Genomic DNA, 17807 nt, shown 5'->3' with positions numbered 1-17807 from the left:
TTTAAATTTGAGTAAAAATAGTATCCGCAACAACTTGATTATAGTAGATTTTATCTTCAGAGGAAAAATAATTGTCTATCGACCTTGTTTTTTTTGCGGCAAAATTATAAGAATCTTTATCCAGCGAATTTTTAATTAAAGCTGTATGTTCTCTTCTTGTAGCAAGGATAGATTTTTTCAGAATTTCAGGATCATAATTAAATTCAATTTTTTCTAGAGCTTGAAATATGCTGTGCAAATCATCTTTCATTAAATCATTGTAATTTATTATCGCTTCAGCATCTTTGTAAGATTTGTATGATTTTACCAAAGACTCAATACCTGTTTTTTTCGCTCTCAAAAATGTACTAAAAGAGGTGTTGTTATCTATAATATTTCTGGCTAAAGAATAGTCATAAAATGACATGATAGTGACAGGTTCTGGTCTTATTATATATATAATCTTACACTTTTTATACAGGTGTTTTAGTTGATTAAAAGGCAGATGTGATTTAACTAGAAGCTGATCATTATTTAATCCCAGTGAAGACATTTTTTTTCGTGCGGATGAGATGTTGCCTTTCCCCATTTCTGGCAGTAATGAATTTACGAAGTCATAAGAAAATTTAATGTTAGATGTACTTAATAAAGAGAAATATTTTGCCATGGCCATTCTAAACCTTGTATTACCAGACTTAGGAAAGCTTGATATAAAAATATCATTAGACGTAAGTGATTGGTAATCCTTAATATAACGTATTGGGTTCATAAAGAGAATTGTAATATTTTAAGTAGGATGTTGCGTAATTTTCTAAAGAAAGGCGGCGTATTATAATCAGTCCATTTGATAAAATCCTTCTTTTCTTCTCATACTCCATGTTTTTTGCCTTAAGGATTGCCTTTTTTAAATCTGACACATCTCCTGGTTTAAAGAAGATAGCTTCATTTTCAGTGAACCAAAGTCTATGTTGAGGAATATCAGAAAGAATTAGAATGCATTTTTGACTTAATGCTTCAAAAGCAACATTAGGCATGCCTTCATGGTAACTCGGTAAAATAAAAACATCATGATTTATATATTCATTCTTAGGGTTGGCGATATAGCCTTTTGTCGCTAAAATATTGTTAGTGTTTAGGTTTTTAATTGTTTTTAACAACGGGCCAGTACCAATAATAGACAACGGCTGTCTAACTAATCCTTCTTTATAAAGTTGAGAATATGCTTGAGCAAGTTCTAAAATTCCTTTTTGGGATACAAGTCTTCCAACAAATAAAAAAGATTCTGAAGAACTATTAACTTGAACACTTTCGTTGATATTATATTTAATTGCATTGGGAATAAAATTAAATTTTTTGCCAAAAGTCAATTTGTAAATTGAAGAATGGATTTCTTTAGGTGTATTAGAAACAAAATTTTTAAATAGTATAAAACAGAATAATTGATATACTCTTTTTAGGGAGTTAAGTTTATAAACATTTCGTATACCCAAAATTGTATTTGAACGGTATTTTATAAAGAATAAGGGACTAATATGTGTGAATACATCAGGTATCCAAACGTGAAAGATTGATGCTTGCGAACAATAGAGACTCTTATTCTTTTTAAATTCAGAAATCTTTAAGAAGTTTAAATTTTCATGATGCGGTAATTCTAAAGTGCTTTCTTTACGTTGATACACAATGTATTGTTGCATCCCTTCTTTTGCAAGTTGATGGGCAAGAAGTACCATTTGTGTCTCTGCACCACCACCACTTAGATTAGATGTAAAATGAAAGATTTTAAAAAAAATCGACATGAAAATTAGATTGATTGATCAGTATATGGATTATTAATATATTCCGCTGTAGCATTCTCTCTATGAATAATTTTTGCTGGATTTCCTATTGCTATATGATTTTGAGGAATTGAAAAGTTGATAAATGAATTACCTGCGATTAAAACATTATCACCGATTCTAATGTTTCCCACAACAACTGCATTTGGACCTATATAAACATTATTTCCAATAATAGGTGTGCCTCCATTTCTACCTTTTGTATTGCCAATTGTCACACCTTGCAAAATATTACAGTTACATCCTATTTTCGTCTTAGAGTTAATTACAATATTTCCAAAATGAGGAAACAACATTCCAGAACCTATATCTACCGTTCTAGGAATTTGAAACCCATACTTAATAGAGTATCTGCGATAAAAAAAATAATAGATGAATCCCAAAAAATTTTTTCTAGAGCGTGACTGAGATTTCCTAAAGAAATAAAGAAATTTAAATCCCGGATTAGAAATTATCTTTGTCAATAATGATACTTGAGATAGGTTCTGTGTATATCTTCGAAGATCATTTAAAATAATATTTTTGTTGTTTTTCAATTTCAGATGCAATTTAAATTATAGCATTAGGATTAAGATATGTTATCATTTATATTTTAATTCTGCATTAAGTTTTGAAGATATAGTTATTCCTATGAAGGTTCCCAAAACTATTAGTATAATTTTGTTGATCAAGAGATAGTTAACAGAGAAACCATAGATGATCAAAATCAATAGAAAAATCCGGAGATAGGAAACTTTACCTTTACATAAGGCTGCTTGCCATTTCAAATTTTTTATAGTCCAATAAAAAACATGCAAGAAATATAAGGTGTAAACAATACCATATGAAAAGAGGTTTTCCAAGTATTCATTCTGACTTGCAACAATAAAGGTGCCATTCTTTAAATAGGTTTCTCTAGTTTCGGGACCGTATCCTATAACTGGACTTTCGAAAATTTTATCGATGTACTGCTCAATTACCTTTAATCTATATTCTACACTTCTATCATTAGATAAAGAGTCTGTTGTGTCTAGAATATTTAGACTTGCAAAACGATCAGCCAAATCATTAAGATTCATTCCTTTTAATGTATCTATTAGAGAAGGTAGCAATGATAACAATATCAGAAATATTAGGGGTATCGACAGATATATAAGTAAGCGGTAAAATTTATTCGACGGTGTTGATCTCTTAAATATCTTCTTAAAGATGCTTCGTGGTAAATAAAAAATCAGAAAAAGTCCGAATAAAATAAGCCCAGTTCTAGATCCTGTCAAAACAATCATGACAAGGATAAGAAAAATAAATAAACTTGTAAACGTATGGTTTTTACCCTCAAAATAACTTCCAAATAGAACAAGTGAATACGCAAAAACCGCCCTTGCTGCTATATTAGGTTGTGTGAAAAAGCCGATTGCTCTTGAACTTTCTGATCGTATATATGCAAAGTCTTCTGTTTCAGTTGAAATGGCCATTATAGCCCTTAAAATATCATAATTGATAAAGCCAATAACGAAACTAATTATAACAGATAGTAAAGCTAAAAAGTAAAATTTATTTACCAATTTAAAAGAATTCTTCCTAGAGAAGAATAGGGTGCTAGTTATAAAAATAAGAGAAACAAACACGATGAATGATGTCCAATATATATACCGTTCAATAGTGAGGTTGTTTAAAATAAGATGGATAAATATTAAACAAATAGGGAAAGTGAAAATTAGGTGAAACCATTTTCTAAATAATTTTTGTTTAAACAGCTCTATAAAACTAGGCCAATTTACGGTGACAAAAATCAATAAAATGGTCATGCTTATAATTGAAGCAAACTGAGTTTTACGATTAATTGCGATTAGAAGCAATTTGTAAGTGTCAGTAAATTGTAGAAATAACACCAGTAAAGCAATTGCGCTTAATGCGTGTATTAAAGGGTTTTTACTTTTAAGCATTCTTACTTTTTTTTATCATATTAAGTAATAAGCTAAGGTCTTTTTTAATATGTATTACCCTGAATACTTGTAGTGTAAGTGCATAGATGACCAACAAGAAAGGAGCTGTGAAAAATACTTTGTATCCAGTAATTTTAAATGTTTTTATGAATAGAATGCAAAAAAGAATTGATATAGCACCAGCGATAATTACCTTGAAGAGATTTTGTATTTCTATTTTAGTGGAAATTATCTTATTGGAATAATAATAATTACAGAATGTACTGATAATATTTGTGAAGATTAAACCAAATATAAGGATCAATATATCTTTAGAAATTATACCAACAATAATTGTGACAGCCTGAATAAGTTTTTTAACAATTTCTAAGTAAAGTATTATTTTGGTCTTGTCATAAACCTTAAAAATTACTCTGTTGAATTGTTCTTGCATATAAAAAAAACCAGCAATTATAAGTAGTTGTAAGAAAAATGCTGAGTTAATCCACTTTTCACCATAGAGTAGAATAACAATTTCTTTGCTATATACATATGTTATAATAGTTATAAAACCTACAAGTGCTGTCAAAATTGATACAAATTTCTCATAAGTCTTTTTCAGAAGGTCTTTTTCATGTTGAATTTTGGCCAAGCCTGATAATAAAACATTTTGTGTAAAGATATTTAAAACAGTTTGCGGTACCTGCTGTAGTTTTTGGGCTTGATAGAAATAACCCACTTGCGACATTGAAAAATACTTTCCTAGAATCAAGTTGTAAATATTTTGAAAAGCCGTATTGAGTAAATTGGAAATAGTGGTATTAACACCAAATGAATAAAGTTTTGAAAATGATTCCTTATTCCATCCTAATTTTATAAACAACCGTTCAAAAATTGCAAATTGTAGGACAATAAAAATAGGAGTTGTAATTTGAAGAACAACTAGCGACCATACACCAAAATCGTGGTAGGCTAAGAATAGGGCAAAGGCCGATGCTAAAGCTACTGCTACTACATTGTATATAGACTTATGTGAAAATCGCATATTCCTAACTAATATGGCATTATTTACGAGTTGAAATGCATTTATAATCAGAATAATACCAGAAACTCTTAAGTAGTAAGCAAGTTCTATATCTCCATAGAAGTCCCCTATAAAAGGAGAACTGATAAAAAGACATAAGTATAGTAGAATGCTAATGGATAGATTAAAAGTAAAGACCGTCTTAAAATCTTCTGAGTTTGCTTCAGGAAGACGTATTATAGCACCTATTAACCCGCTGGCGACAAATACATTAGCAACCGTTGTGAAAAATATAATAATGCCCATCTGACCAAATTCTTCAGGAGATAATATTCTTGCTAACAAGATGTTGGTGATGAGAGTTATTGTGATATAGATGGCTTGGCCGCCGGTTGACCAAAAGAAACCTGAAACAATTCGTTTATTTAAAGACATTAAAAATCTTTATTGTAGTCAAAATTATCAAAATCCCTTTCGTATATTGAGTAAATAATATCTTTAGAAGTTGAATCTAATTTATATTCTGAATTTCTATAATTGATATCTGAAAGGGAAGAGGAATCTCTAATTGATTTAAACAAAATTTTGAATTTATTTAAAAAATTTGTGGTTTGTATAGTTTTGTTATAATGCTTTAATACTAGATTAGATAAATTCAATTCCTCTTTGATAACCTGGAAATCATTCTTGAGATTTTCAAACTTTCCCACAAAATCAACTTCACAATACTTATTTGTATAAATATAATTAGTCTGAGGAGCTAGAAAAAAACCAAATTCTTTTGATTTTAAAAGAGATATAAGTTTTTTTTGAATAAACGTATCGAAGTCCAAATAATCACTAAATTTTAAAAATTTGTAAGTTGAGTATAATCTTGTAAAAGGATTTCTTACAAAAGCAAACTTAAAATAATCATCAAAGAGTTCTTGTGAAATATAGTGATGTTCAACGTATTCTTTTGCCAGTAGGTGAGATACCCTTCTTGGTCCCAGTGATTTATTTGTGGAAGCACCCAGTAGTAAAGAATGTCTATTATCCATGTCTAGGTTAAGATCATCCATAAATGCTCTTTCTATACTAGTACCTGCAGCTTTGGGAATATGCACGAAGATGCATTTATGCTTATGCGAAATCATAAAAGTAAATTTAGTTTAATGTGTCTTGTCTTTTAACGAGTTTTCTTCTTAAACTCCATTCAGATGGCTGAAATTTTTTCCTAACTGCTTTTTGGGAAGGTAGACCCCCTGTTTCTTGTTCTGAATTGATAATCTTTCCGGTATTTTTCAAAACATTGGTAATAATCCTTTCATCGACTTTATCCCGATTCCAAGGTGTAGCACCAGCATTTTTAAGAACATAGTCGCTCACTGATTTAGAATTTAAGGGGTGAATATTCGGATTCCAGTTTGTCTTATCGGCCGCAGGTGTTGTTTTATTTAAATCATAATCATTCATAACTTTATCGCCGTCTAATTTAATGCTCAAATTATCTTCAAGATATATATTAACCTTTGGATACATAGATTTGAAGATTTTAGTATTGGTAGAAGGTCCTTCCTGCATTACATTTCCTATTATATCTAGATTCCCAAATTGAATTTCCTTGTCTTTCCATTCTTTTTCAGATAAACGATAGGTAATAGCCATTTCACCTGGGTTGTAAATGAGATTATTAATAACTGCACCAGATGTCCCTCCTTTAAACATAGGATTTCTTCTGTTATTACAAGTATAAAGGTTGCCAATTATTAATATGTTTGTAACATTGTCGTGTATTAAAGTTCCCATTGAATGAGGAACGCTATCAGTATGACGCGATCTATATAGCCCCTCCCCAATAATATTGTTGCTGAAGGTGATATTATGGGATGTATTTTTTCTCCATTCTGAGGGAGTCTTTCCCATAAATCGAGGGCCTGATGCAGAAAGGTTTTCATCAATTGCCCAAGAGAACGAACAATGATCTATAATTATATTAGAAGCTCCGTTCATAGTTGATAACCCATCTATACTATTAGCATTTTTAGTATCACCGGGTCTAATTCTAATATGTTGGATAATTACATTATGTGTTGCAATTCTTATACCGCCATTGATAATTGTGACGCCTCCTTCTGGAGCAGTTTGCCCTGCTATGGTAATATATGGATTGATTATTTTAGGAGCTCTCCCCTTAAAATCAATAATTCCAGAGATCTCAAATACAATTATCCGAGGGCCGTTATGCTCAATTGCTTCAATTAGTGATCCAGGTCCCGACGTGTTAAGGTTTGTAACCCTTAATATAGTTCCATTTTCACCTCCTTTAGTTTCCGTTGCCCAGCCCATATGAAATCCATCTATTTCAAAGCCAAAATTATCTTTTTGGTTCTGGACTGAATTGCAAGATTTGATTTGCACTATACTCAAGAGTGTAATCAATGTAATGTAATAACATTTGCCAAATAGCAACATAAGTAATGTACCTTATTTTGAAAGATAGTCAATATACCAACGCACAAAGTTATCTACCCCTTCTTCGATCCCTACTTGACTATTGTATCCAATCTTCTCAAGTTCTACAGTTTCTGCCCAGGTTTGAGGCACATCACCGGGTTGCATAGGTAAATACTCTTTAATGGCTTGTTTGCCTAAACTAGACTCAATTGCATTAATAAAATCCATCAATGATTCAGGCTGCCCTTTTCCAATGTTGAAAAGTTGGAATGGCTTGTTTTGAATTGACTGAGGATTTGGTGATTCTATAACTCTTTCAATACCAGAAATTATATCATCGATGTAGGTGAAATCCCTACTCATGTTCCCTTTATTGAAAATTTTAATTGGCTTTCCTTCAACAATAGCCTTGGTGAAAAGATAAATTGCCATATCCGGACGGCCCCAAGGCCCATATACAGTAAAGAAACGTAAGCCTGTAGTGGGAAGATCATAAAGATGACTGTAAGTATAAGCCATCAATTCATTACTCTTCTTAGTAGCGGCATAAATACTAATAGGGTGATCTACGTTATCTTTTTCAGAAAATGGAATTTTTTTATTTTCACCATAAACACTTGAGCTACTGGCGTATATAAGATGTTTTATCTTGTTATGTCTACAGCATTCTAAAATATTCAGAAAACCTACAATATTACTATCAATATATGATTCTGGATTTTCTAGGCTGTATCGTACTCCTGCTTGAGCAGCTAAGTTACAAACTATGTCTATTTCTTCTGATTTAAAAAGTTTTGGAAGTTCGTTTCGATCTTCCAAATTTAATCGAATAAACTTGAAATTTGAATTGTGCAGATTTGAGACCGATAGAATATTGAATTTTTCTGCGATGTTTCTGGAAATACCTAGCTCTTTAAGTCTTGAGTATTTAAGATTAACATCGTAATAATCGTTGATATTGTCTAAGCCAATGACTTTGTGACCATTATGAATTAATTTTTCACATAAATGATATCCTATAAAACCAGCAGCACCTGTTACTAAAAATTTCATACTTTTTTCTGTTTAACTAAAAACCAATTATTCAATAATTCTTTTCGATTATAAACCATTTCTTTTTTTGATTCCCAGTCTATAACCTCTTTATTAGCTCCAATGCATATTGCATTCCCTGCAGCGGTATCCCACTCCATAGTAGGTGCAAAGCGAGGATAGCAGTCTGCAGTGCCATCAGCTACCATGCACAGCTTTAAAGAACTACCTTTGGAAATTGTTTCTACCTTACCATATGTTTTTTCGAGCTCATCTATGTATTCCTGAGTTTCAGGAGACATATGTGATTTGCTTGCGACAACAACATAAGTATCATCATTTCTATTTATAGGAAGCAATACGGAAGATTCTTTAATTTCCTCAAAAGATAGGGATGATGCCATGCTATCATTTTTAAATGCTCCTATGTCTTTTGAAGAAAAATATAATGTATTTATCGCTGGGGCGTACACAACGCCCAGGATAGGTCTTTGGTCTTGAATCAAGGCAATATTTACCGTAAACTCTCCATTCTTTTTTATAAACTCCTTTGTCCCATCAATAGGATCAACTATCCATAACAAATCCCAATCTTTTCTTTCTTCATAAGAAATTGTTTTTCCTTCTTCAGAAAGCATGCGGATTTCTGTTTTTTCAAGATGCTGTTCAATAATCTTGTGTGAACTAAGGTCTGCTCTAGTTAATGGTGAATCATCTCCTTTAACAGAAACATCAAAATCGTCAGATTCATATATTTTCATTATAGAATCTCCAGCTTCTAATGAGGCTTCAATAGCTACTTTTAATAGCAGATCAAAATTTATGTCCAAGATGGTTAGATTTAGATGATCATTCCTGCAGCCACAGTTTCGTGAGTGCTTTCATCAATTAATATAAAACTTCCCGTGCCCTTATTTTGGTTATATTCATCTACTAGTAAGGGCTTAGTCGTTCTTAGTTTTACACGTACAATATCGTTCATACTTACTTGATCATAGTCTTCCTGACGATGCAAGGTGTTGATATCTACTTTATACAGAACTTCTTTGATCATTGCTCTTGCATCCACGGAAGTATGTTTAACTGCATATTTAGCACGAGGTTGCATAGCATCATTATTCATCCAGCATAGCATAGCCTCAATATCTTGTTTAGGTTCGGGTTGATTGTGTTCTCTAACAATCATATCACCTCGACTAATGTCTATATCATCCTCAAGATTGATAGTGACAGATTGTGGAGGGAAAGCTTCATCAATTTCCTCTTCTCCAAGCACTATAGATTTGATCTTTGATTTAAACCCTGAAGGAAGAACCATCACTTCATCCCCTTTCTTAAAAATACCACTATTCACTCTACCCGCATATCCTCTATAGTCATGAAATTCATCACTGAAAGGTCTTATCACTGTTTGGACTGGAAAACGGCAATCTACCATATTGTGGTCGCTGCTAATATGAATAGTTTCTAGAGTTCCTAATAGCGAATCTCCTTTAAACCAGTCCATGTGATTAGACTTGTCTACTACATTATCGCCATTAAGTGCAGAAATAGGTATAAAACGAATATCTTTTATTCTAAGCTTTGAAGCAAAACTTTTATACTCTTCAACTATCTCGTTAAAACGATCTTCAGCATAGTCAACTAAATCCATTTTATTTATACATACAACAACATGCTGTATTTGTAATAGTGAAGCGATAAAAGAGTGACGTTTTGTTTGTTCAATCACTCCCTTTCTCGCGTCAATCAGAATCAAAGCAAGATTAGCAGTAGACGCACCAGTAATCATGTTACGAGTGTATTGAACATGGCCAGGAGTGTCTGCTATAATAAATTTTCGTTTAGGAGTGGCAAAATAGCGGTAGGCTACATCAATGGTAATTCCCTGTTCGCGTTCATCTTTTAAGCCATCTGTCAAATGAGCAAGTTCAAGATGAGAGATCCCTTTTTTCTCAGAAATCTTTTGAAGGTTATCGATCTGGTCTTCATAAATCGATTTTGAATCAAAAAGCAGCCTTCCTATTAATGTACTTTTACCATCATCAACACTACCTGCTGTGGTAAATCTTAGTATCTCTTTCTCTTCGTTATGTATAGCACTCATGTGTATATTTATTGATTGTGTAGAATAGTTGATTGAATAATGATCAGAAGTAGCCTTCTTTTTTACGATCCTCCATAGATGTTTCCGAACGCTTATCGTCAGATCTATTGCCTCGCTCTGTTTGTCTAGCAATTGCAACTTCTTCTAAAATAAGTTTTAGTGTATCTGCATCAGACTCATCTCCTCCGGTTATAGTAATATCTCCTAATGTTCTAAAGCGTATTTTTTTGGTAACCACTTCCTCCTTAGGTCTAAGTGTAATGAAATCTGAATAAGGGATCCAAGTGTCCTGTCTTCTAATTACTTGGCGCTCATGTGCAAAATATAGTGATGGTATTGCAATATTATTTGCTGTTAAGTATTGCCACACATCAAGCTCAGTCCAGTTGCTTATAGGGAAAACACGAAAATTTTCACCCATATTTAATTTCCCATTTAAGATGTTCCAAAGCTCAGGTCTTTGGTTTTTTGGATTCCATTGTCCAAAATCATCTCTATGAGAAAAGAAACGCTCTTTAGCACGTGCCTTCTCTTCATCACGACGACCTCCACCAATACAAGCATCAAACTGATTTTCTTCAATAGCTTCGAGAAGGGTAGTTGTTTGTAATTTATTCCTGTTAGCATCCTGACCAGTCTCTTCTTTTACAGAGCCTTTGTCAATTGAACTTTGAACAGAGCCGACTACTAATTTTACACCTAATTCTTCCATCAATTGATCTCTAAAAGCAATAGTTTCTGGGAAATTATGCCCTGTATCTACATGTAAGAAAGTAAACGGTATTTTAGCCGGATAAAAAGCTTTTTTTGCAAGATGTGTTACTAATATAGAGTCTTTACCGCCCGAAAATAATATAGACGGATTTTGAAATTGAGCAGCTGTTTCTCTTAGAATATAAATTGCTTCTGCTTCTAATTCCTGCAGATGTGATAATGCGTATTTTCTCATTACTTAATGCTTAATTGATTCTGAATATTCTTCCAGACTAGCTGGACACATTCATCTATTGATAATTGGTGTGTTTTGACATCGATATCTGGATTTGTGGGCTCTTCAAAAGGAGCGGATATTCCTGTGAAATTAGGAATTTCTCCTTTTCTAGCTTTAGCATAAAGCCCTTTGACATCCCTTTGCTCACAAATTTCAAGAGGACAATTGACAAATATTTCAATATAGTCTTCTCCTAGAATATCTCTAGCTGTATTTCTATCTATTTCTAAAGGTGTGATAAAAGCAGTTAAGATGATCTTACCAGAGTCTATAAACAGCTTTGAGATTTCTGAGATCCTTCGAATATTTTCAGACCGGGATGTAGAAGAGAAATCTAGGTCTTTATTGATCCCCATTCTGATATTATCCCCATCTAGGATATAGGTTTGATATCCTTTTTTAAAAAGAAAGGATTCAACTGCGTCGCATAAAGTGGATTTCCCACTTCCTGAGAGGCCTACAAACCAAAGGACCTTAGACTTGTGTCCTATCTGAGATTCTCTTTCTTGACGGGTGATCTTATAATCTTGTTTGTAAACGTTGGTGCTCACGGTCTAATAGGTGTTAATTAAATAGCTCCAAACCACAAAAATATATATTATGGATAAAGGGAAGCCTATTTTCATGAAATCTTTGAATTTATAATCTCCAGGAGCCATGACTAGTAAATTGGTTTGGTATCCTATAGGTGTCATAAAAGCAGCGGATGCGGCAAATGCTATAGCTATAAAAAGGGCTTCAACTTCAATAGCCATACTTGTGCTTATGGAATAGGCAAGGGGAAATGCTATGGAAATTGCCGCTACATTTGTGATAAAAGAGGTTAATATAAAAGTGAAAAGCATCAAGCTTAATAGAATTATATTTTCTCCATAAGGGGAAAGGGCGGTAAATAAATTGTTGGAAATTAAGTTTGCCAAGCCAGAGTTCATAAATACTTCTCCAACAATGATTGAGCCTACAAGAATTACAAAGAGATTGAGATTGAGCTCTCTTTGTAAATTTTGAATACTCGTATATTTAATAAAGACCAAAAGTGTTAGTGTAAAGCCTAGAGCTAAAAAGAGATCAATATATCCTAAGGTTAAGAGCGCTAATATTATGATCAATCCGGCAGTGAAGATAGTTTTAAGCTTTTTTGGTTTGTTCTCTTTTGAGGTATTTGATAGTATATAGAAGTCATTTTTAATATTATCGGTAATTCTATCGTGGGGAACGATTATTAATAGATCACCACTTCGCAATTCAATTTCACCTATACGACCACTTAATTCTTCATTATACCGATGCACTGCTAAGACTGTAGCTCCATACGTTTGTCTAAAATTCGTTTCTTTTATTCTTTTTCCATCAAGGTGTGAATTTGTGGGTATTGATAATTCAACGAATTCAAGTTTGTTATCATTTTTTAATCTCTTATTAGCTACTAACTCAAGCTTATTTTCATCAGTGTTTAATGTCGTAACATCTTCAATGCTGCCGGTAAAGATCAGTCTGTCGTCTTTTTGCAGGATCATATTTCTAGATCCCGCTATGTTATAGATGTTATCTCCTCTAACTAACTCTAATAAAGAGACACCTTTGTAGTCTTTTATACCACTTTGACTTATTGATTTGCCATCTAAGATAGAGCCACTTCCAATCTTAGCCTCAATGAAATATTTACGCGTTTTTGAGAAGTCCTTTTTATTGATTTTAGCTCTAGAGGGTAAGAAATATTTTCCAAATATTGCAATAAAGATCACTCCGACTGCTGTTACCAATATTCCCGGAATTAAAAAATCAAAAAAAGCAAAGGGTTTAAGATCATTACTTTCAATTAATCCGTTTAAAACAAGGTTTGTAGAAGTTCCTATAATGGTGATCATTCCTCCTAAAATAGCAAAGTATGAAAGAGGTATTAAGAATTTGGATGGAGATAAATTGAATCCCTGTGCTTTTTTAATTACATAAGGAATCAATAGAATGACAATAGGTGTATTGTTGAAAATTGAAGAAACTGCTGAAACAAGCAGCCCAAAAACAATTAGAAAAATAGTTGGGTTTTTGATATTGCCGATAAACCTATCAATTAAGGCGCTTATATCGAAGTGGTGGTTGATAATATTTGATATAGAAATCACCATGAATATTATCAAAATGCTCTTTGTAGTGGCAGCTTTTAAAATAGCTTCAACACTAGTATAATGTAATAACAAGAAAATTAAAATTACAAAAAGAAAGACAACATGAGGTTTGATCTTAGATCGAACAAGTTCAAAAATCATATAGACAAGAATCCCTCCAGTAATTAAAAGTTGGTATTGCTGTAGGAAATCTTCCAAAAGATATTGTCGAAATTTAATTATTTATATAAAAATCGTAGGCATTTCTTACCCCTTCGCTTAAATCAATCGAATAGGACCACCCCAACCCATTTAACTTACTCACATCAGTCAATTTCTTCATGGTGCCGTCTGGTTTATCAGCATTGAAGAAAAGCTCGCCATTAAAGCCTATTTTTTCTTTAATTAATGAGGCGAGATCTTTTATAGATATATCCTCACCAGTACCTATGTTGATATGGGTGTTGCGGATTTCTAGTTTTCCCGGATGAGATCCTGAAACAAGTTCAGAATGACGTTGTTCAACAATGTCGTTGAAGTCGCGATTCTCCATAATGAAGACACAAGCATCAGCCATGTCTTCACTCCAAAGGAATTCGCGCATGGGTTTACCTGAGCCCCAAATTTCTACTTTTACTTGCGCCCCCTCCCGGCCTCCCCCAGAAGAGGTGATCTGTATTCCATACTTTTTGAGAATTTTCAGTATTTCTTCTTTGTCTGATTCTCCTGAAACACCTTCAATAGGAAGTTTGTCAAGGTCGGTTCTTACCGTTTCCCAATCATTATTTTCTAATGCTTTTCCTAAATGGATCTTTCTAATAAGCGCTGGAAGAACGTGTGATTTCTCTAGGTCAAAATTATCATTCGGGCCATACAGATTAGTAGGCATCACCGAAATGAAATTTGTGCCGTATTGTAAATTATAGCTCTCGCATAATTTTATCCCCGCTATCTTTGCGATCGCATATGGCTCATTTGTATATTCTAAGGTGTCCGTAAGCAAGTATTCTTCCTTCATCGGTTGCGGACAGTTCTTTGGGTATATACAAGTGCTTCCTAAGAACAACAATTTCTTTACCCCGTTCAAGTAGCTTTGATGTACAACATTGTTCTGTATCATCAAGTTGGCGTAAATAAAATCAGCTCTGTAGGTGTTGTTTGCTACAATTCCTCCTACTTTGGCTGCAGCCAAAAAAACATACTCTGGTTTTTCCTGCTCAAAGAATATTTGAACGGCTTGTGCATCTGTAAGGTCTAGCTCCTTGTGTGTTCTGTGGACGATATTCGTATACCCTTTTTCTTGAAGGTTCTTAACGATAGCGCTACCTACAAGGCCGCGATGACCTGCAACATATATTTTAGAATCCTTATTCACTGATTACACGGATTTAAACTGATTATACGGATTTCCTTGTTCACTGAATGTGTGGATTTAAATGTATTATGTGGATTAATATGTATTGATATATCTTCTCCATGTTAAGCTTTTTTCTCCAAAGTTAATAAGAAGCCCAAGTTTCATTTTAGTCGCTTTTAAATAATTGAGCGGTTGAGAAAGCGTGGCTTCGTTAATTTGTTTGATCGCTTTTAATTCTACTATTATTTTATTGAAGCAAACAAAATCTGCTTTAAAGAATTTGTTTAATTTTTTGTCATTATAGAAAACTTCAATTTTCTTTTGTGCGACATAAGGTATTAACTGATTTTCAAATTCACATTGAAGTGCTTCTTGGTACACAGATTATAAAAATCCATTTCCCAAAGAGCCATGGACTTTCATACAAGCTCCGATAATTTTATAGCTTTTTTCCTCATATAGTAAATTGTCCAAAACTTGTTAATTAGTTGAATTCAGCTAATATTTAATAATACGAATTGTCCTATTCGAAATAATTGAAGGTATAGTATCCTCCATCCTTAAGGTACTGATCCTTTTGCATCAATTTGATGTCACTTTGCATCATATCCTTCACAAGATCTTTTAACTCATACTCTGGAGTCCAACCTAACTTCTCGTTTGCTTTCGTTGGGTCTCCTATAAGTAGATCAACCTCAGTAGGACGGAAGTATTTAGGGTCTACGGCTAGAACTTCTTTGCCTATTTCAACTTGGAAGTCAGGGTTAGAACAAGATTTAATGTATCCTTTTTCATCAACACCCTCTCCTTTAAATTCTAGTTCAATACCCACTTCGGCGAAAGCCATACGTACAAAATCACGTACAGGAGTAGTTTTCCCAGTTGCAATCACCCAATCTTCAGCCTCATCTGCCTGAAGGATCATCCACATCATACGCACGTAATCTTTAGCATGACCCCAATCGCGTTGCGCATCAAGGTTTCCTAAATACAATTTCTCCTGTAAACCAAGCGCAATTCTTGAAGTCGCTCTGGTGATCTTACGAGTTACAAAAGTTTCCCCACGAATAGGAGACTCGTGATTAAATAAAATCCCGTTACATGCATACATGTCATACGCTTCACGGTAATTAACAGTGATCCAATATGCATACATTTTAGCAACTGCATACGGGCTACGTGGATAAAAAGGAGTAGTTTCAGATTGAGGAACTTCTTGAACCTTACCGTAAAGCTCTGAAGTAGAGGCTTGGTAAATTCTTGTCTTCTTTTCTAAACCAAGAAGTCTAACAGCGTCAAGTATTCTTAGTGTACCAAGACCATCTGCATTTCCTGTGTATTCAGGAGTTTCAAATGATACCTGAACATGGCTCATCGCTGCAAGATTGTAGATCTCATCAGGTTGAATTTCTTGGATAAGACGAATCAAGTTCGTACTGTCTGTCATATCACCGTAATGCAATATGAAATTCCTGTCTTTTTCGTGTGGATCCTGATATAGATGATCAATTCTATCTGTGTTAAAAAGAGAAGCTCTTCTTTTTAAACCGTGTACTTGGTATCCTTTTTTAAGAAGAAATTCACTGAGGTAAGCGCCATCCTGACCTGTAACGCCTGTTATAAATGCAACTTTCATTGGTTGGTAAGAAAATGTATTATATTGATTTTTGGAAATGCAATAATAGGCTTTAACTAACCAAAAACCAACTATTCAAGAGATTTTTACGATTATATAATATGGGCGTGTTGGTTACGAAATCGTTGACTTTTTTTTCTGAAAATTCACAAATAGCTTGTGCTACCGCAGTGTCCCATTCCATTGTGGGGCCAAAGCGTGGATAGCAATTTGCACTGCCTTCTGCAACTAAACAAAATTTAAGTGGAATATTAAACCAAATCTACTCATGCAAATAGAATGGGGCCGTTTTAATGGTTAATTTAACAGAACTGATCTTAAAACCCACTAACGGGTTGCTGGTTACTAGCTAGGCTAATGCAATAGTGTCGAGTGTTCTAACTATACGTTAATAAATTCCATTAGTGATGTGACGGGCATATTAAGCTGACTTTTTTTTTATTTCATTAACCTGTATATTCATAAAATCTAAATATTGAATTGAAAATGTAATCCCTAAAAATTTAGTAGAATTAAACTCAAATTATATTTAGAAGATGAAACAATATAGGATTTTCAGCTCATTCATTGGGCTAATATTCAGATTGGATTATATTTGCGGAAATAAAAAATTGAATTTTGAGAAAATACTCGCCTAACTTCAGGCTTCTGTTTTTTTTAATGCTTATTCCTGTTGTGTCCTGTGTATCTAAGAAGGATGTTCTATATTTTCAGGATATTGAAAAATTGAATGAAGCCTATGAGAATTCGAATTATAAAACTATTATACGTCCAGATGATCTTTTGACCATTACTGTTTCTGTATTGGATCCCAAGGCAGCCATGCCGTTTAATCCTCCTATTGTAAATTCACCTTCTTTAGATGGACAAAGTGTAATGGGGCGTCAGCAAATACAAACTTATCTGGTAGACAAGGAAGGTTATATAGAATTTCCGGTTATAGGAACTCTCAAACTGGGTGGTTTGACTCGAGAAGAGGCTATGAATACTCTTAGAAAGGAAATAGCAGAATATCTAAAAAATCCAATTATTAATCTTCGGATTTTGAATTTTACCATTACGGTGCTGGGGGAGGTGCAACGTCCAGGGGCTTATACTGTTAATGATGAGCGGATTACGGTTTTAGAAGCGTTAGGTCTGGCGGGGGATATGTCTTTGTATGGGAAACGAACCACGGTCAAAGTAATAAGAGAAGAAAATGGGGATATTATCACCGGAAATTTAGATTTTACAACTGCGGATTTAGTACACTCTCCATTTTATTATTTGCAACAGAACGATGTAGTAATTGTTGATCCTAATGGAGCGCAGGTGCAGAGCTCCGGATTTAATCGCAATAGTACAGTGTTTATTTCAATCGCCGGTATACTAATATCTGTGATAGGTGTTTTAACAAGATAA

At 33.5% G+C, this 17807-nt stretch carries 17 protein-coding genes; 1 reads left to right on the top strand and 16 read right to left on the bottom strand.

Going from position 1 to position 17807, the window contains the following annotated elements; all coding sequences use genetic code 11:
* Position 1: 1 nt before the first annotated feature.
* The 16 genes from ACZ5L8_RS08795 to gmd form a co-directional block, all read right to left on the bottom strand.
* Positions 2 to 748: a sulfotransferase domain-containing protein gene (locus ACZ5L8_RS08795; RefSeq protein ID WP_464436685.1), complete on the bottom strand. Its 747-nt coding sequence runs from the start codon at positions 746 to 748 to the stop codon at positions 2 to 4.
* Entirely contained in the window at positions 726 to 1775 is a 1050-nt protein-coding gene (locus ACZ5L8_RS08790) for a glycosyltransferase (RefSeq protein WP_464436683.1), read from the bottom strand. Before ACZ5L8_RS08790 ends, ACZ5L8_RS08795 begins: the two co-directional genes overlap by 23 nt.
* A 5-nt stretch (positions 1776 to 1780) precedes the next feature.
* On the bottom strand, positions 1781 to 2350 hold the full coding sequence (locus ACZ5L8_RS08785) for a serine O-acetyltransferase (RefSeq protein ID WP_464436680.1): 570 nt from the start codon (positions 2348 to 2350) through the stop codon (positions 1781 to 1783).
* A gap of 45 nt (positions 2351 to 2395) precedes the next feature.
* Complete coding sequence (locus ACZ5L8_RS08780) at positions 2396 to 3739, bottom strand: O-antigen ligase family protein (protein ID WP_464436677.1); 1344 nt, start codon at positions 3737 to 3739, stop codon at positions 2396 to 2398.
* Positions 3732 to 5177 (bottom strand): lipopolysaccharide biosynthesis protein, encoded by a 1446-nt coding sequence (locus ACZ5L8_RS08775; RefSeq protein WP_464436674.1) that lies wholly within the window; start codon positions 5175 to 5177, stop codon positions 3732 to 3734. Before ACZ5L8_RS08775 ends, ACZ5L8_RS08780 begins: the two co-directional genes overlap by 8 nt.
* Positions 5177 to 5878, bottom strand: coding sequence for a sulfotransferase family 2 domain-containing protein (locus ACZ5L8_RS08770; protein WP_464436671.1), 702 nt, complete (start codon positions 5876 to 5878; stop codon positions 5177 to 5179). Before ACZ5L8_RS08770 ends, ACZ5L8_RS08775 begins: the two co-directional genes overlap by 1 nt.
* 10 nt (positions 5879 to 5888) lie before the next feature.
* On the bottom strand, positions 5889 to 7142 hold the full coding sequence (locus ACZ5L8_RS08765; protein ID WP_464436668.1) for a pectate lyase family protein: 1254 nt from the start codon (positions 7140 to 7142) through the stop codon (positions 5889 to 5891).
* A 66-nt stretch (positions 7143 to 7208) separates the two neighbouring features.
* Complete coding sequence (locus ACZ5L8_RS08760; RefSeq protein ID WP_464436666.1) at positions 7209 to 8231, bottom strand: NAD-dependent epimerase; 1023 nt, start codon at positions 8229 to 8231, stop codon at positions 7209 to 7211.
* Positions 8228 to 9040, bottom strand: a complete 813-nt coding sequence (cysQ, locus tag ACZ5L8_RS08755; RefSeq protein ID WP_464436663.1) for a 3'(2'),5'-bisphosphate nucleotidase CysQ — start codon at positions 9038 to 9040, stop codon at positions 8228 to 8230. Before cysQ ends, ACZ5L8_RS08760 begins: the two co-directional genes overlap by 4 nt.
* Positions 9041 to 9051: 11 nt before the next feature.
* A complete protein-coding gene (cysN, locus tag ACZ5L8_RS08750; protein ID WP_464436661.1) occupies positions 9052 to 10317 on the bottom strand; it encodes a sulfate adenylyltransferase subunit CysN in 1266 nt (421 codons plus the stop codon).
* Positions 10318 to 10360: 43 nt separating this feature from the next.
* Complete coding sequence (gene cysD, locus ACZ5L8_RS08745; protein WP_464436658.1) at positions 10361 to 11266, bottom strand: sulfate adenylyltransferase subunit CysD; 906 nt, start codon at positions 11264 to 11266, stop codon at positions 10361 to 10363.
* The gene (gene cysC / locus ACZ5L8_RS08740) at positions 11266 to 11859 is read right to left on the bottom strand and encodes an adenylyl-sulfate kinase (RefSeq protein WP_464436656.1); all 594 of its coding nucleotides are present in this window, start codon (positions 11857 to 11859) and stop codon (positions 11266 to 11268) included. The genes cysD and cysC overlap by 1 nt, the downstream gene beginning before the upstream one ends.
* A 3-nt stretch (positions 11860 to 11862) precedes the next feature.
* The gene (locus ACZ5L8_RS08735) at positions 11863 to 13632 is read right to left on the bottom strand and encodes an SLC13 family permease (RefSeq protein ID WP_464436653.1); all 1770 of its coding nucleotides are present in this window, start codon (positions 13630 to 13632) and stop codon (positions 11863 to 11865) included.
* Positions 13633 to 13648: 16 nt separating this feature from the next.
* Positions 13649 to 14788, bottom strand: a complete 1140-nt coding sequence (locus ACZ5L8_RS08730) for a GDP-L-fucose synthase family protein (RefSeq protein WP_464436650.1) — start codon at positions 14786 to 14788, stop codon at positions 13649 to 13651.
* A 75-nt stretch (positions 14789 to 14863) separates the two neighbouring features.
* Positions 14864 to 15151, bottom strand: a complete 288-nt coding sequence (locus ACZ5L8_RS08725) for a GxxExxY protein (RefSeq protein WP_464436648.1) — start codon at positions 15149 to 15151, stop codon at positions 14864 to 14866.
* Positions 15152 to 15293: 142 nt separating this feature from the next.
* Positions 15294 to 16406, bottom strand: a complete 1113-nt coding sequence (gmd, locus tag ACZ5L8_RS08720) for a GDP-mannose 4,6-dehydratase (RefSeq protein ID WP_464436645.1) — start codon at positions 16404 to 16406, stop codon at positions 15294 to 15296.
* Between the two features lie 618 nt (positions 16407 to 17024).
* Between gmd and ACZ5L8_RS08715 the strand changes: the two genes are divergently transcribed.
* Positions 17025 to 17807: a polysaccharide biosynthesis/export family protein gene (locus ACZ5L8_RS08715; RefSeq protein WP_464436642.1), complete on the top strand. Its 783-nt coding sequence runs from the start codon at positions 17025 to 17027 to the stop codon at positions 17805 to 17807.

The sequence above is a fragment of the Leeuwenhoekiella obamensis genome, assembly GCF_055391795.1.
The sequence above is the reverse complement of the archived record's forward strand: the minus strand, read 5'-3'. Positions and strand labels throughout refer to the sequence as shown.

Bases quoted from the DNA above. Each gene is read 5' to 3' on its own strand.
- ACZ5L8_RS08795 (WP_464436685.1), bottom strand. From the start codon at position 748: ATGAACCCAATACGTTATATTAAGGATTACCAATCACTTACGTCTAAT.
- ACZ5L8_RS08790 (WP_464436683.1), bottom strand. From the start codon at position 1,775: ATGTCGATTTTTTTTAAAATCTTTCATTTTACATCTAATCTAAGTGGT.
- ACZ5L8_RS08780 (WP_464436677.1), bottom strand. From the start codon at position 3,739: ATGCTTAAAAGTAAAAACCCTTTAATACACGCATTAAGCGCAATTGCT.
- ACZ5L8_RS08775 (WP_464436674.1), bottom strand. From the start codon at position 5,177: ATGTCTTTAAATAAACGAATTGTTTCAGGTTTCTTTTGGTCAACCGGC.
- ACZ5L8_RS08770 (WP_464436671.1), bottom strand. From the start codon at position 5,878: ATGATTTCGCATAAGCATAAATGCATCTTCGTGCATATTCCCAAAGCT.
- ACZ5L8_RS08760 (WP_464436666.1), bottom strand. From the start codon at position 8,231: ATGAAATTTTTAGTAACAGGTGCTGCTGGTTTTATAGGATATCATTTA.
- cysN (WP_464436661.1), bottom strand. From the start codon at position 10,317: ATGAGTGCTATACATAACGAAGAGAAAGAGATACTAAGATTTACCACA.
- cysD (WP_464436658.1), bottom strand. From the start codon at position 11,266: ATGAGAAAATACGCATTATCACATCTGCAGGAATTAGAAGCAGAAGCA.
- gmd (WP_464436645.1), bottom strand. From the start codon at position 16,406: ATGAAAGTTGCATTTATAACAGGCGTTACAGGTCAGGATGGCGCTTAC.